The organism is Paraburkholderia sp. EG286B, assembly GCF_040965655.1.
In the GTDB taxonomy this organism is placed as follows: Bacteria; Pseudomonadota; Gammaproteobacteria; order Burkholderiales; family Burkholderiaceae; genus Paraburkholderia.
On record NZ_JBFRCF010000012.1, the window covers coordinates 36,503 to 49,936 of the forward strand.

13 protein-coding genes are annotated in these 13,434 nt (G+C 64.8%); 3 read left to right on the plus strand and 10 right to left on the minus strand.

Features of this window, described 5'->3' with window-relative positions:
- Positions 1-60: 60 nt before the first annotated feature.
- Both AB4Y42_RS25075 and pyrC read right to left on the minus strand, forming a co-directional pair.
- Positions 61-936 (minus strand): DUF3025 domain-containing protein, encoded by an 876-nt coding sequence (locus AB4Y42_RS25075; RefSeq protein ID WP_368695775.1) that lies wholly within the window; start codon positions 934-936, stop codon positions 61-63.
- Positions 937-1,007: 71 nt separating this feature from the next.
- Positions 1,008-2,063, minus strand: coding sequence for a dihydroorotase (gene pyrC / locus AB4Y42_RS25080; protein ID WP_368690189.1), 1,056 nt, complete (start codon positions 2,061-2,063; stop codon positions 1,008-1,010).
- Between the two features lie 36 nt (positions 2,064-2,099).
- Here pyrC and AB4Y42_RS25085 point away from each other — a divergent pair, with 36 nt between their 5' ends.
- The gene (locus AB4Y42_RS25085) at positions 2,100-2,351 is read left to right on the plus strand and encodes a hypothetical protein (protein ID WP_368695677.1); all 252 of its coding nucleotides are present in this window, start codon (positions 2,100-2,102) and stop codon (positions 2,349-2,351) included.
- A 77-nt stretch (positions 2,352-2,428) separates the two neighbouring features.
- Entirely contained in the window at positions 2,429-3,337 is a 909-nt protein-coding gene (locus tag AB4Y42_RS25090) for a class II glutamine amidotransferase (protein ID WP_133182387.1), read from the plus strand.
- A gap of 68 nt (positions 3,338-3,405) precedes the next feature.
- Here AB4Y42_RS25090 and AB4Y42_RS25095 read toward each other — a convergent pair whose 3' ends face one another.
- The 7 genes from AB4Y42_RS25095 to AB4Y42_RS25125 all read right to left on the minus strand — a co-directional run bounded on the left by AB4Y42_RS25095 (position 3,406) and on the right by AB4Y42_RS25125 (position 11,121).
- On the minus strand, positions 3,406-4,131 hold the full coding sequence (locus AB4Y42_RS25095) for an amino acid ABC transporter ATP-binding protein (protein ID WP_342919370.1): 726 nt from the start codon (positions 4,129-4,131) through the stop codon (positions 3,406-3,408).
- Positions 4,128-4,805 (minus strand): glutamate/aspartate ABC transporter permease GltK, encoded by a 678-nt coding sequence (gene gltK / locus AB4Y42_RS25100; RefSeq protein ID WP_368695678.1) that lies wholly within the window; start codon positions 4,803-4,805, stop codon positions 4,128-4,130. Before gltK ends, AB4Y42_RS25095 begins: the two co-directional genes overlap by 4 nt.
- Positions 4,805-5,545: an amino acid ABC transporter permease gene (locus tag AB4Y42_RS25105; RefSeq protein WP_133182381.1), complete on the minus strand. Its 741-nt coding sequence runs from the start codon at positions 5,543-5,545 to the stop codon at positions 4,805-4,807. The genes gltK and AB4Y42_RS25105 overlap by 1 nt, the downstream gene beginning before the upstream one ends.
- An 89-nt stretch (positions 5,546-5,634) precedes the next feature.
- Positions 5,635-6,528, minus strand: coding sequence for a glutamate/aspartate ABC transporter substrate-binding protein (locus AB4Y42_RS25110; RefSeq protein ID WP_342919373.1), 894 nt, complete (start codon positions 6,526-6,528; stop codon positions 5,635-5,637).
- 246 nt (positions 6,529-6,774) lie between these two features.
- Positions 6,775-8,061 (minus strand): Glu/Leu/Phe/Val dehydrogenase, encoded by a 1,287-nt coding sequence (locus AB4Y42_RS25115; RefSeq protein ID WP_069268469.1) that lies wholly within the window; start codon positions 8,059-8,061, stop codon positions 6,775-6,777.
- 200 nt (positions 8,062-8,261) lie between these two features.
- The gene (locus AB4Y42_RS25120; RefSeq protein WP_368690186.1) at positions 8,262-9,218 is read right to left on the minus strand and encodes a LysR family transcriptional regulator; all 957 of its coding nucleotides are present in this window, start codon (positions 9,216-9,218) and stop codon (positions 8,262-8,264) included.
- 100 nt (positions 9,219-9,318) lie between these two features.
- A complete protein-coding gene (locus tag AB4Y42_RS25125; protein WP_368695679.1) occupies positions 9,319-11,121 on the minus strand; it encodes a tetratricopeptide repeat protein in 1,803 nt (600 codons plus the stop codon).
- Between the two features lie 254 nt (positions 11,122-11,375).
- Between AB4Y42_RS25125 and purB the strand changes: the two genes are divergently transcribed.
- Positions 11,376-12,764, plus strand: coding sequence for an adenylosuccinate lyase (gene purB / locus AB4Y42_RS25130; RefSeq protein ID WP_368695680.1), 1,389 nt, complete (start codon positions 11,376-11,378; stop codon positions 12,762-12,764).
- Positions 12,765-12,860: 96 nt separating this feature from the next.
- Here the strand turns inward: purB and AB4Y42_RS25135 are convergent, their stop codons facing one another.
- A complete protein-coding gene (locus AB4Y42_RS25135) occupies positions 12,861-13,370 on the minus strand; it encodes a gluconokinase (RefSeq protein WP_368695681.1) in 510 nt (169 codons plus the stop codon).
- Positions 13,371-13,434: the final 64 nt, after the last annotated feature.

Genomic DNA, 13,434 nt, shown 5'->3' on the forward strand with positions numbered 1-13,434 from the left:
ATATTAGCACGGGTGGGCGCGCCGCGCCGGGGGCCGGATCGATTGCCGCCCGCCTGGCTTTTAGCGCGTCCGGCGGCCGGCGCGAAAGACGGTGGCGTCGTCGTAGAACGACGGATCCTCGTTTTGCGCCCACCAGCCCGGAATGCCGAGCACCGGCAGCGGCGCGAAGCTGCGCCCATTGAGCGCGTCAGGCGCCGCGTCGGCGGCGAGTGTCACGCTCACTGTTTCGTCGAGATGCGCGTCGCGTTGCGCGCGCGGCCACGTGAAGTACGCTTGCGGCACCTCGATCACCCAGGCGTGCGCCGTGCACGCCGCATAAGGCGAAATCATCTTTTCGAGCAGCGCGTGGCCGAACACGCGGACTTCGCAACGCGCCGCGCCGATCGTCTCCCCGAAAGCCGCTTCCCAGCCTGCGCGCTGCGCCACGAACAGCGTGCGCCAGTCGAAGCCGCGCAACGCCTCGACCAGCGTCGCATCGGATGAGGCAAAGAGCACCGCGTTCTCGTCGAACAGCGTGAGCGCGTCGCGCACGCCGCCGCGCGTGGGGCCCACGCCCAGCACGTCGATCGCCGCGGCCTGGCGCGCGTTCAGCGTCGCCTTGATGCGCGGGAACGCGAACCAGGCGAGCGCGTTGAAGAAGTCGTGGAGGTTGTGGCGCGTCGGCACGCAGCCCGTCGCCGCGATGTGCGCCTCGTAGGCCGAGCCCTCGGGCAGGTCGTCCTGGGCGATGAAGCGCAGCGGCTGGCCGCGGCCCGTGCTTTGGGCGGCAGCCCGCGCATCGCCGTTCAGTTCAGCCAGGTACGCCGCGTAGCCCGCCAGCGCGGCCTGCTGCCAGCGCCCGCCGCGCGCTTCGTGTTGCGCGAACCACGGGCGGGTCCAGTCGATGTCGGTGAAACTGCCCAGCGGCATCGTTCGGCGCGGGGCGCGCGCGGGCATCGGTGCGTGCGCATCGACTGCCCCGATCGGCGCGACCGTTGCGCCCGCAGCCACGCCCTGCCCCGCCTCGTTCAAGCGAGTTTCCAGCCGATCGTCTCGCCGCCGCGAAGCGGCACGACGGGCGTACCGCCTGCCTCGACTTCGGCGGGCAGCGTCCAGCTCTCGCGACGCAGCGTGACCGTTTCGGTCGCGCGCGGCAGGCCGTAGAAGTCTGCGCCGTAGAAGCTCGCGAAGCCCTCGAGCTTGTCGAGCGCGCCCGCGTTGTCGAACGCTTCGGCGTAGAGCTCGAGCGCGTGCAGCGCCGTGTAGCAGCCCGCGCAACCGCACGCGTGCTCCTTCAGACCCTTCGGGTGCGGCGCGCTGTCGGTACCGAGGAAGAAGCGATGATCGCCCGACGTCGCCGCGTCCACGAGCGCCACGCGATGCGTCTCGCGCTTGAGCACGGGCAGACAGTAGTAATGCGGACGAATGCCGCCCTGGAAGATCGCGTTGCGGTTGTAGAGCAGATGATGCGCGGTGATCGTCGCGCCGAGCAGGCCGGGCGCGCCATGATCGGCACGGATATAGTCGACGGCGTCCTTCGTCGTGATGTGCTCGAACACCACCTTGAGGCCCGGAAAATCGCGGCGCGTCGGAATCATCACGCGGTCGATGAAGACCTTTTCGCGGTCGAACAGGTCGATGTCGGCGCTCGTCACTTCACCGTGCACGAGCAGCGGCATACCCACTTCCTGCATGGCTTCGAGCGTCTTCGCACACTTGCGGATGTCGGTCACGCCGGCGTCCGAATTCGTCGTCGCGCCCGCCGGATACAGCTTCACGCCATGCACGAAGCCGCTCGCCTTCGCGCGGCGGATTTCCTCGGGGGGCGTGTTGTCGGTGAGATAGAGCGTCATCAGCGGCTCGAACGTCGAGCCCGCCGGCAGCGCCGCGAGAATACGCTCGCGGTAGGCGGCGGCCTGCTCGGTCGTCGTGACCGGCGGCTTGAGGTTCGGCATGATGATCGCGCGGCCGAACTGGCGCGCCGTATGCGGCAGCACGGCCGCGAGCATCGCGCCGTCGCGCACGTGCAGGTGCCAGTCGTCGGGGCGGGCGAGCGTGAGAGTCGTGGGGGAAGAGGCGTTCATGGCAAGAGTCAGGCGCGGTAGTGAACCAACAGCGGTATGAATGAACGGCGGCAAGTTCGCTTGAAACGCGCTCAGGCTGCCGGAAATTCCGGGCATATCACGGGGAAAAACGCGGCGACGATCGATGCTGATACGACCCACGCGTTGCCCGCACCGTCGCGTGCACACGACAATCCGCGTTGCATCGCCCCCGGCACGCGCCCTTCTACGCAGGCCTGCAATGCATCCGACAAATTTCGTATTGGCGACCCGCAGGCCGGTGATATGCTTGGAAAATCATCATTGTAACGGGTCGACGGCGGGTCCCGCCTACCACTGCAGCCGCCGCCTCAGCCGTCCCAGTCGCATTACGCACCATCAGTACCATGTGCCAACTTCTCGGAATGAATTGCGCCGCGCCGACGGACGTCACGTTCTCCTTCACAGGATTCGCGGCGCGCGGCGGCGCCACCGATCACCACGCCGACGGCTGGGGTATCGCGTTCTTCGAGGACAAGGCCTGCCGCCTCTTCATCGACAACGAGGCCTCGGCACGTTCGCCGATTGCCGAGATGGTCAAGCACTACCCCATCAAGTCGCGCAACACCATCGCCCACATCCGCAAGGCCACGCAAGGCAACTGCGCGCTCGAGAACAGTCATCCGTTCCAGCGCGAGCTGTGGGGCCGGCACTGGATCTTCGCGCACAACGGTGACCTTCAGGACTTCAATCCGGTGATGTCGGGCGTCTACCAGCCGGTTGGCACGACCGATAGCGAGCGCGCGTTCTGCCTGCTGCTACAAGGCTTGCGCAAGGCGTTCCCCGGTGCGCAGCCGCCGCTCGCCGAGCTGTTCGCCGCGCTGGAGTCGCTCACGCGCGAGGTCACGCAGTTCGGCGTCTTCAACTTCCTGATGTCGAACGGCCAGGCGCTGTTCGCGCATTGCTCGACGCATCTCTACTATCTCGTACGACGCTGGCCGTTTTCGACGGCCCATCTCGTCGACGCCGATGTCTCCATCGACTTCGCCAAGTACACGACGCCCGAGGACCGCGTGGCCGTGATCGCCACCGCGCCGCTCACCGACAACGAGGTCTGGACGCGCTTCGCCCCCGGCGACCTGCTGATGTTCCAGCACGGCGACGTGATCGCCCAGGCGAGCGTGCCGGTGCCGCAGAAGGTGCTCGACAAGCTCGCCAACCCGTCGCTCGACGCGTCGGCCAGCGCGCCGTGCGCCGGGCAGCCGCGCGAGATCGACCCGGAAGCCGTGGACGCACTGCAAACCTGGGGCGAGTAAGCCGGGCGACGCCAGAAACAAAAAAGCCGCGCATCGAGCGCGGCTTTGTTTTCGAAGCGTGCGAAGCCTCAGTGCAGGATCTTCGCCAGAAAATCCTTCGCGCGATCCGACTTCGGGCTCGCAAAGAAGGCTTCCTTCTGGTCGTCCTCGACGATGGCGCCCTTGTCCATGAAGATCACGCGGTGCGCGACCTTCTTCGCAAAGCCCATTTCGTGCGTCACGCACATCATGGTCATGCCTTCCTGGGCAAGCTCCACCATCACGTCGAGCACCTCGTTGATCATCTCGGGGTCGAGCGCCGAGGTCGGCTCGTCGAACAGCATGGCGATGGGGTCCATCGACAGCGCGCGCGCAATCGCCACGCGCTGCTGCTGGCCGCCCGAGAGCTGGCCCGGGAACTTGTCGGCGTGCGCGCGCAGGCCCACGCGGTCGAGCAGTTTCAGGCCCTTTTGGGTGGCCTCGTCCTTGCCGCGGCCGAGCACCTTGATCTGCGCGAGCGTGAGATTCTCGGTAATCGACAGATGCGGGAACAGCTCGAAGTGCTGAAACACCATGCCCACCTTCGAGCGCAGCTTCGAGAGATTGGTGCGCTTGTCGCCCACCGACTCGCCGTTCACGAGAATCTCGCCCTGCTGGAACGGTTCGAGCCCGTTGACGGTCTTGATGAGCGTGGACTTGCCCGAGCCCGAGGGCCCGCACACCACCACCACCTCGCCCTTCTTCACTTCCGTCGTGCAGTCGGTCAGCACCTGGAAATGGCCGTACCACTTCGAAACGTTCTTAATTGAAATCATCTTGCGACCTTTTTCTGAAGACCTTTGACAAGGCTCGACGCGATCACGCAAATCACGAAATAACACGCGCCCGCGAACAGTACCATTTCGACCATCGTCCCGTCACGGTCGCCGATATTGGTGGACGTGCGGAAGAAGTCGGCGAGGCTGATCACGTACACGAGCGAGGTGTCCTGAAACAGCACGATGGCCTGCGTCAGCAACAGCGGCACCATCGCGCGGAACGCCTGCGGCAGCACCACGAATTGCATGGCCTGGCCGTAGCGCATGCCGAGCGCGAACGCAGCGTTCACCTGCCCGTGCGGCACCGCCTGAATGCCCGCACGAATGATCTCCGAATAATACGCGGCCTCGAACAGCGAGAACGCGATCATCGCGGACGCGAGGCGAATGTCGATGTCGGGCGACAGACCCAGCACGTTTTGCAGCACCTGCGGCACGATCAGGAAGAACCACAGCAGGACCATCACGAGCGGGATCGAGCGGAAGATCGTGACGTAGCCCTTGGCGAACCATTCGAGCGGCTTCACGCTGGAAAGCCGCATGAGCGCGAGCAGCGTGCCCCAGAGAATGCCGACCACGATCGCGCACAGCGTGATCTTGAACGTGATGATCGCGCCCGTCCACAGGGTGGGCAGCGCGCCGGGAATGCCGCTCCAGTCGAAGTGATGCATCACTTGCCTCCGATGTAGCCGGGCAGACGCGACTTCGCCTCGACCCAGCGCATGAGCGTCATGACGACGAGGTTGATGATCACGTAAGCGAGCGTGACGGCGATGAACGACTCATAGGTTTGCGCCGTGTAGTCGACGAGCTGACGCGCCTGGGCCGACAAATCGAGCAGGCCGATCGTCGAGGCGACCGCCGAGTTCTTGAAGATGTTGAGGAACTCGGAGGTGAGCGGCGGCACGATGATGCGATACGCCACCGGCAGCAGCACATAGCGGTACGTCTGCCACTGCGTGAAGCCCATGGCGAGGCCGGCTGCGCGCTGGCCGCGCGGCAGCGCGTTGATGCCCGAGCGCACCTGTTCGCACACGCGCGCCGCGGTAAAGAGCCCGAGACACACGACCGACGCCGAAAAGAACTGCACGCCCGGCGGCGATTGCTTGAACGCATTGCCGAGCGCTTGCGGCACGATTTCCGGCAGCACGAAGTACCAGATGAAGAACTGCGCGATAAGCGGGATATTGCGGAAGATCGCCACATAAACTGTGCCGACTCCCGCGAGAAATTTGTTCGGCACCGTGCGCAGCACACCGAAGAACGACCCGACGATGAGCGCGATCACCCACGCGCACAGCGACACCGAGACCGTCACCCAGAGGCCGGAAAGAATCCAGCCGAGGTACGTGGTGGGTTCGCCCGTCGAGACCGGGCTGAGCAGAATGCCCCAGTTCCAGTGATAGGACATCAAGAGACTCCAAGAAAAAGAACGGAAGAAGCGGCGCTTCTTCCGTTCCGTGCTAAACGCAAAATGCGGGTCGACCGGCCGGGGCCGTGTTAATCGATCGCCTTGTCGTTCGGATTCTTGAACAGCGCTTTCATGTCTTCGCTCATCGGGAAGTTCAGGTTGAGACCCTTCGGCGGGATCGGCGACTCGAACCACTTCTTGTAGATCGTTTCGCCTTCGCCCGAGGTCTGGACCTTGGCGATGGCGTCGTCGGCGACCTTCTTGAACTCGGGGTCGTTCTTGCGCATCATGCAGCCGTACGCTTCACGCGACTGCGGCTGGCCAACGATCACAAAGTCGCCCGGATTGTTCGACTTGGCGCGCTCGCCCGCGAGCAGCGCGTCGTCCATCATGAACGCCACTGCACGGCCCGTCGAGAGCGTCATGAACGACTCGCCGTGGTCCTTCGCGCTGATGATGTTCATGCCCATGCTCTTGTCCTGGTTCATCTTGCGCAGGAGGCGCTCGGACGTCGTGCCCGCCGTCGTCACGACGGTCTTGCCCTTGAGGTCGGCGAAGTCCTTGACGCCCGAATCCTTCTTCGTCATGAGGCGCGTGCCGATTACGAAAATCGTGTTCGAGAAGGCGGCCTGCTGCTGACGTTCGGCATTGTTCGTGGTCGAGCCGCATTCGATGTCCACCGTGCCGTTCTGCACGAGCGGAATGCGGTTCTGCGAGGTGATGGGCACCAGCTTGACCTTCAGGTTAGGCATGTTCAGCTTCTGCTTGACTGCCTCGACGATCTTCATCGCGTAGTCTTGCGAGTAGCCGATCACATTCTGCTTGTCGTCGTAGTACGAAAAAGGAATGGACGACTCGCGGTGCCCCAGCGAGATGACGCCCGTGTCCTTGATCTTCTTGAGCGTGCCCGCGTCCTGCGCGAAAGCGCTGGTGGCGACGCAACCAAGGAGTGCGAGCAGTGCGGCGGTCTTTTTGATTTGCATTGTTTTCTCCGGTACAAGAACCGCCGCCAGTTTATCAAAGTAATTTTTTTGAAAGAATCAAGAGTGACCCTGGCGCAACGGCTGAATGTGCGAAGGCGGACGCCCCCTTGTGGAGGACGTCCGCCTTCTATGCGCCTTGATGTGCAGCGCAAAAACCTGTCACGGCGCAGTCACGGTTTCGTCACTTCGCTGCGCGCCTTGCCTGGCGCCGCATGCAGCGTCGCGACGCCTGCCAACCGGGTGCGATCAGGGATACAGACCGCGCATTTCGCGCGCCATCAAGATGCGCTTACATGCCACGATGAACGCCGCGGTACGCATCGAGACCTTCTGCTCGCTCGACACTTGCCACACGGCCGTGAAGGCTTCGCGCATCACGCGTTCGAGACGTTCGTTAATTTCGTGCTCGGTCCAGAAGAAGCTCGAGAAGTCCTGCACCCACTCGAAGTACGAAACGGTCACGCCGCCCGCGTTCGCCACCACGTCGGGGATCACGAGCACGCCCTTGTCGTGCAGGATGTCGTCGGCGGCCGTCGTGGTCGGGCCGTTGGCGCCTTCCACGATGATCTTCGTGCGGATCTTGCCCGCGTTCTTCTCGGTGATCTGGTTTTCCAGCGCGGCCGGAATGAGGATGTCGGTTTCGACGGTCCAGAATTCGTCGTTCGCCATCACTTCGGCGCCCGCAAAGCCCGCCACGCCGCCCGTCTTCGCAACGTGCTCGAGCAGCGCTTCCGCGCTCATACCGCTCGAATTGTAGAGCGAGCCGGTATGGTCCTGCACGGCGACGATCTTCGAACCGGCTTCCTGGAACAGGCGCGCGGCAATGCCGCCCACGTTGCCGAAGCCCTGCACGGCAATACGTGCGCCGTCGATCGAAAGACCCGTGCGGCGCGCGGCCTCGCAGCCGACCACGAACACGCCGCGGCCCGTGGCTTCGCGGCGGCCGAGCGAGCCGCCGAGCGAGATGGGCTTGCCCGTCACGACGCCCGTGGCCGTCTGGCCCTGGTTCATCGAGTAGGTGTCCATCATCCACGCCATGATCTGCTCGTTCGTGTTGACGTCCGGCGCGGGAATGTCGGTGTTCGGTCCGATGATGATGCCGATTTCGCTGGTGTAGCGACGCGTCACGCGCTCGAGCTCACCACGCGACAGCGTGCGCGGATCGACGCGGATACCGCCCTTCGCACCGCCGTACGGCACGTTCACTGCAGCGTTCTTCACCGACATCCACGCGGACAGCGCCATTACTTCGGAGAGCGTAACGTCCTGGTGATAACGCACGCCGCCCTTGCCGGGACCACGCGATACGTTGTGCTGGACACGATAGCCTTCGAAGTGCGCGACGGTGCCGTTATCGAGTTCGATGGGGCAGTCGACGATCAGGATACGCTTCGGACGCTTGAGCGTTTCGAGCCAGCGCGAGAGCGAGCCGAGATACGGCGCCACGCGGTCGACCTGACGAAGATAGTTGCCCCAGGGGCCGAGATCATCGGCGTGGAGATAAGAAGGAACCGACTGCAGTTGGGATGACATGAACGCTCCGATCGAACAAGTGGTGCCATTGTCAGAAAACGCCCACGTGAAATCCAATGCCGTTTGATCATCCCGTTATGCTTTTCGTGCATAACGTCCCCGAAGTCGAAAAAACGTGTCGCGGGCTCCGTGTTCAGGCCTTACAGGCTGAAATAGCCTGACTGTTTGCGTCGCCGTTATGAGTTCAGCTTGCCGTTTCGTCAGCGCCTGCCCTGCGCAAGTTCCTCGCTGACCGCCTCCCACAGCTCGCGCACGAGCGCCTGGCGCGCGTCGTCGCCCTGCGTCGCGAGCTTGTCGCGATAGAGGCGGATCTCCATGTCGAGCGTGAACTGGCCCTCCGGCACGCCACGCGTGCCACGGTCGAGGCGAATCAGGTCGCCCTGGGCCACGGCGTCTTCCACCGCGCTATGCGGCAGGAAGGCGATGCCGTGACCGGCCAGCGTCATCGCCTTGAGCCCTTCCGCCATGTCCGTTTCGTAGACGCGGTCCAGATAGAGCCGCGCCGGTGCGTTGGCAACGATCACCTCGGTCATGCGGCCGAGATACGCGTTCGGCGTATAGGAGAGATACGGTGCGGGCGCATCGGGCGTGCCGGGCAGCGTGTAACGCGCACGCCCCGCACGCTGCGGCGCCGAGTACGGGCTGATCGACTCGATGCCGAGCGTCAGCGTGTCGTAACGCGCGGGGTCGAGCGTCACGGGGTGGCTCGGGTGGTGATAGCCCATCACGAGGTCGCAGCCGCCCTCCACCAGTGACAGCACGGCGTCGTGCACGTTCAGTGCGCGCAGCCGCGTGTGGATGCGGCCGAGCTTCGCCTCGATGCGCTGCAGCCAGCGCGGAAAGTACGTGAGCGAAAGCGTGTGCGGCACCGCGAACTCGATCGTCGCCGCGGGCGTGGCCGTGTGGCCGCGCAACAGTGTGCGCGCCTCGTGAAACTGCGAAAGCATCGCGAGCGCCTGCTCGTAGAAGACCTGACCCGCCGCCGTGAGGCGGGTCGGATAAACCGAGCGATCGATCAGTTCGGTGCCGAGCCACGCTTCGAGCGCCTGAATGCGGCGCGAGAAAGCCGGCTGCGTTACGTGGCGCAGCTCGGCTGAGCGACTGAAACTATGCGTCTCCGCAAGCGAGACGAAGTCTTCGAGCCATTTGAGTTCCATGCGAGGCCAGCGAGCGGATGAGAAGTCCGCATTCTAGGCCCGCGGGCACACGCCTGGGCGGCGGTGCGGCGAATATCGCGCGGCGCGCCGGACGGATGCCTTAGCGGAACGCCTCGGAAAGCGCGGCTTCCAGTTCGGCGACCACGCCGCGCCAGTCGCCGAGCGTGGACTGGCGGAATACGCGCGCCGACGGATACCAGACCGAATCGGCGCGATCCTTGCCCCAGCGCCAGTCGGGCTGCGCGGCGAGCAGTACCCATACGGGCTTGCCGAGCGCGCCGGCGAGGTGCGCGACCGACGTATCGACCGTGATGACGAGGTCGAGCGCCTCGATGAGCGCCGCCGTGGCCGCGAAGTCGTGCAGATCGTCGCCGGGCGCGTCCATCGGCCAGCGGCCCGCGACCGCCGCAAGCTGCGCGGCCGCCGGGCCTTTCTGGAGCGCGAACCAGGCGTTGCCGGGAAGCGCGGAGAGCGGCAGAAGCGACTTGAGCGGCACGGAGCGGAAAGCGTCGAAAAGATGGCGCGGGTTGCCCGCCCAGACTAGCCCGATACGGCGCTGCGCGGCGCCGGCCAGTGCGTTCACGCGGGCGCGCCAGGCGGCGGCCTGCACGGCATCGGCGCGCATATACGGCGTGTCGGCGCAGATCGGCCAGCCGGGAAACTTCAGCGGCAGGCTCATCACGTCGCACCCGTAGTCGTAGTGCGAGGCGATTGCATCGTCGCCCGGCGCGGCGTCGAGCACGCGTGCGACACCCGGCACCGTCGCCGCGAGCGACGCCAGCTCCGGCGCGACCCACGCGTGAACCTGCGCGCCCATCTGCGCCAGCAGGCCCGCATAGCGCACGAACTGGATCTGATCGCCCACGCCCTGCTCGCGGCAGATCAGGAAGCGTTTGCCTTGCAGCGGCTCGCCCTGCCACTCGGGGCACGGCAGCTTGCGGTAGTTGGCTCTGGCGGTCGAGGTGAGCTTGCGGTTCTCGAAGAGCGGCCAGCCGCCGGCATAGTCTTCGCGCCGCAGCATCAGCATGCCGAGCTGAAAGCGCGATTCGGGCAAGTCGGGGTTCAGCGCCAGTGCGCGGCGATATTCGATTTCCGCTTCGTCGTAGCGCGCCAGCGCGGTCAGCGCGAAGGCCAGATTGTTGATGATGCCCGCCCCGTCGGGCTTGAGTTCCGCGGCGCGCCGGTAGAGCGGGATCGCGTTTTCGTAGCGGTGCATCGCGTCATAGGCATAGCCGAGTTCGAAGAGCGCGAACACGTTGTCGGGCTCGCGTGCGATCACGGCCTCGAAGCAGGCGGCCGCTTCGGCGTACTGCTTCATCGCGCGCAGCAGGCGACCCATGTGGATCGACGTCCTCAGATCGCTGGGATCGAGCGCCGCGGCGGTACGGAACTGCGCAAGTGCGGCGTCTTTTTCGCCGGTGGCTTCCAGTGCGCGTCCGAGATTGAACGCGAAGTGTGCGGATTGCGGCTCCAGTGAACGCGCACGCCGATAGTGTTGCGCCGCGCCGGCGAGGTCGCCGAGTTCCATCAGCGCATTGCCGAGATTGTTGTGCGCGTTCGCGAAGCCGGGGGCGAGCGCCAGTGCCCTGAGCTGCCAGGCGGCGGCGCCCGCAGTGTCGCCAAGCCGGTTCGCGACCACGCCGCGGTTGGCCAGATATTCGGCGCCGTCGGGCGTCTGCGCGAGCGCGCGGTCCATCAGATCGGCAGCTTCCTGCAGTTGGCCGCGGCCGAGCGCAATCACCCCCAGATAGTGCAGTGCGCCGGGATTTTCGGGGTGCGCCGCGAGCGCGGACTGATAGTAAGCGTGGGCGTCAGCGACCCGGCCCGCGCGGTGGCAAGCCAGGCCGGCTTCGATCAGGGCAGCGGCCTCTTTGGCAGCGAGGATGGGAGCATCGAGAGTCATGGCAGCAAGTATTTGATTAAGCGCAAACTTTTGACGTGATCGCACTCTATATCCGTCTCAAAACGCCCCATCGCGTCAACAGGCCGGTTCGACTGAACGCCTTGAGGTGCGTCACGGGCCTGCGCTCAGCCGTGGCTGACAGCGCCGCCCTCGGCCCTTGGCGGCAAGGTGATAAAATCTCGGGTTCCCGCCGTCTCGAATCTGACTGCAACCGACTGCCAACTGAGCGTAACGCGCCACGTTACGTCCCCATCATGTCCGACACTCGTCCCGATACCCTCTTCGCGCTCAACGCGCTCTCCCCGCTCGACGGCCGCTACGCCTCGAAAACCGAAGCGCTGCGCGACTGGCTCTCGGAAGCCGCGTTCATGCGCAACCGCGTGACCGTGGAAATCCACTGGCTGATCGCGCTCTCGCAGGCCGGTTTCGCGGAAGTGCCGCGCTTCTCGGCAGCCTCGGAGCAATTCCTGCTCAAGCTCGCCGAGAACTTCACGGCGCACGACGCCGCGCGCATCAAGGACATCGAGCGCGTAACGAACCACGACGTGAAGGCCGTGGAGTACTGGCTCAAAGAGTCGGTGAAGGGTCAGCCGGAACTGGAGCGCGCAAGCGAGTTCATCCACTTCGCCTGCACCTCGGAAGACATCAACAACACGTCGCACGGCCTGATGCTCGCAGGCGCACGCGAGCACGTGATCCTGCCGGCGCTGCGCTCGGTGCATCAACGCCTCGTCGCGCTCGCGCATACGCACGCCGAGCAGCCGATGCTCTCGCGCACGCACGGCCAGCCGGCCAGCCCCACGACGCTCGGCAAGGAAATCGCCAACGTCGCGGCGCGTCTCGCACGTGCGATCGAGCGCGTCGAGAAGGTCGAACTGCTCGGCAAGATGAATGGCGCAGTCGGCAACTTCAATGCGCATCTCTCGGCGTATCCGGAATTCGACTGGGAAGCCTTCTCGAAGGAAGTCGTCGAGCAGCGTCTGAAGCTCACGTTCAACCCGTACACGATCCAGATCGAGCCGCACGACTACATGGCGGAGCTGTTCGACGCCGTCGCGCGCGCGAACACGATCCTGCTCGACCTCGACCGCGACGTCTGGGGCTATATCTCGCTCGGCTACTTCAAGCAGAAGACGAAGGCCGGCGAAATCGGCTCGTCGACCATGCCGCACAAGGTCAACCCGATCGACTTCGAAAATTCGGAAGGCAACCTGGGCCTCGCGAACGCGACGCTGCGTCACCTCGCCGACAAGCTGCCGGTCTCGCGCTGGCAGCGCGACCTGACCGACTCGACGGTGCTGCGCAACATCGGTGTCGCATTCGGCTACTCGCTGCTCGCGTACGACGCGCTGATCCGCGGTCTGGACAAGCTCGAAGTGAACCCGCAGCGCCTGAACGACGACCTCGACGCCACGTGGGAAGTGCTGGCCGAGCCGGTGCAGACGGTCATGCGCCGCTACGGCATCGAGAACCCGTACGAGCAGCTCAAGGAACTCACGCGCGGCAAGGGCATTACGCGCGAAGCGCTGCAGACGTTCGTGAGCGGTCTGGCAATTCCTGATGACGCGAAGAAGCGTCTGCTGGAGATGACGCCTGCGTCGTACGTGGGCAAGGCCGTGGAGCTGGCAAAGCGCATTTCGTAATCGCCACACCGCAAGGCCATAAAAAAAGCGCTCGATCGAATCGAGCGCTTTTTCGTTTACCGCCGCACGATCGCGTGGCCGTGCGTGGCCGCGAGATCAGGACGCCTGATTGCGGCGCGTTTCCATCTGCTTCATGACCTCGTCGACGATCTGCTCGGGCGTGTGCTCGATGCTCACCTCGATCGCCTCGTCCGCGCCCGGCGCTTCGAGCGTGTCGAGCTGGCTTTGCAGCAGCGACGGGTCGAAGAAGTGGCCGGTGCGCGATGCGAGCCGCTCGTGCAGCACTTCGAACGAGCCCTTCAGGTAGACGAAGCACACGTCGCGGTCGTTGCCGCGCAGGATGTCGCGATACGAGCGCTTGAGCGACGAACAGGTGAACACGGCCGTTTCGCGGGCGCGCTGCTTCTCCTCGATCGCCGCGCGAATCGTACGCAGCCACGGCCAGCGGTCGTCGTCGGTGAGGGGAATGCCGTCGTGCATCTTCTTCTTGTTGGCCTCGCTGTGGAAGGCGTCGCCGTCGGTGAAGCTGCACTTGAGGCGCTCGGCGAGCATTTCGCCGATGCGTGTCTTGCCTGCGCCCGACACGCCCATCGCTATCAGAATCATTTACTGCTCCTGTCGAACGGAGTTCGCGCTTTAGCGCTTACTCCGATCCCATGCAACAAAGTTG

Excerpts from the sequence above, each read along its gene's own strand:
- AB4Y42_RS25075 (WP_368695775.1), bottom strand. The coding sequence starts at position 936 with ATGCCCGCGCGCGCCCCGCGCCGAACGATGCCGCTGGGCAGTTTCACC.
- pyrC (WP_368690189.1), bottom strand. The coding sequence starts at position 2,063 with ATGAACGCCTCTTCCCCCACGACTCTCACGCTCGCCCGCCCCGACGAC.
- AB4Y42_RS25085 (WP_368695677.1), top strand. The coding sequence starts at position 2,100 with ATGAATGAACGGCGGCAAGTTCGCTTGAAACGCGCTCAGGCTGCCGGA.
- AB4Y42_RS25090 (WP_133182387.1), top strand. The coding sequence starts at position 2,429 with ATGTGCCAACTTCTCGGAATGAATTGCGCCGCGCCGACGGACGTCACG.
- AB4Y42_RS25095 (WP_342919370.1), bottom strand. The coding sequence starts at position 4,131 with ATGATTTCAATTAAGAACGTTTCGAAGTGGTACGGCCATTTCCAGGTG.
- gltK (WP_368695678.1), bottom strand. The coding sequence starts at position 4,805 with ATGCATCACTTCGACTGGAGCGGCATTCCCGGCGCGCTGCCCACCCTG.
- AB4Y42_RS25105 (WP_133182381.1), bottom strand. The coding sequence starts at position 5,545 with ATGTCCTATCACTGGAACTGGGGCATTCTGCTCAGCCCGGTCTCGACG.
- AB4Y42_RS25110 (WP_342919373.1), bottom strand. The coding sequence starts at position 6,528 with ATGCAAATCAAAAAGACCGCCGCACTGCTCGCACTCCTTGGTTGCGTC.
- AB4Y42_RS25115 (WP_069268469.1), bottom strand. The coding sequence starts at position 8,061 with ATGTCATCCCAACTGCAGTCGGTTCCTTCTTATCTCCACGCCGATGAT.
- AB4Y42_RS25120 (WP_368690186.1), bottom strand. The coding sequence starts at position 9,218 with ATGGAACTCAAATGGCTCGAAGACTTCGTCTCGCTTGCGGAGACGCAT.
- AB4Y42_RS25125 (WP_368695679.1), bottom strand. The coding sequence starts at position 11,121 with ATGACTCTCGATGCTCCCATCCTCGCTGCCAAAGAGGCCGCTGCCCTG.
- purB (WP_368695680.1), top strand. The coding sequence starts at position 11,376 with ATGTCCGACACTCGTCCCGATACCCTCTTCGCGCTCAACGCGCTCTCC.
- AB4Y42_RS25135 (WP_368695681.1), bottom strand. The coding sequence starts at position 13,370 with ATGATTCTGATAGCGATGGGCGTGTCGGGCGCAGGCAAGACACGCATC.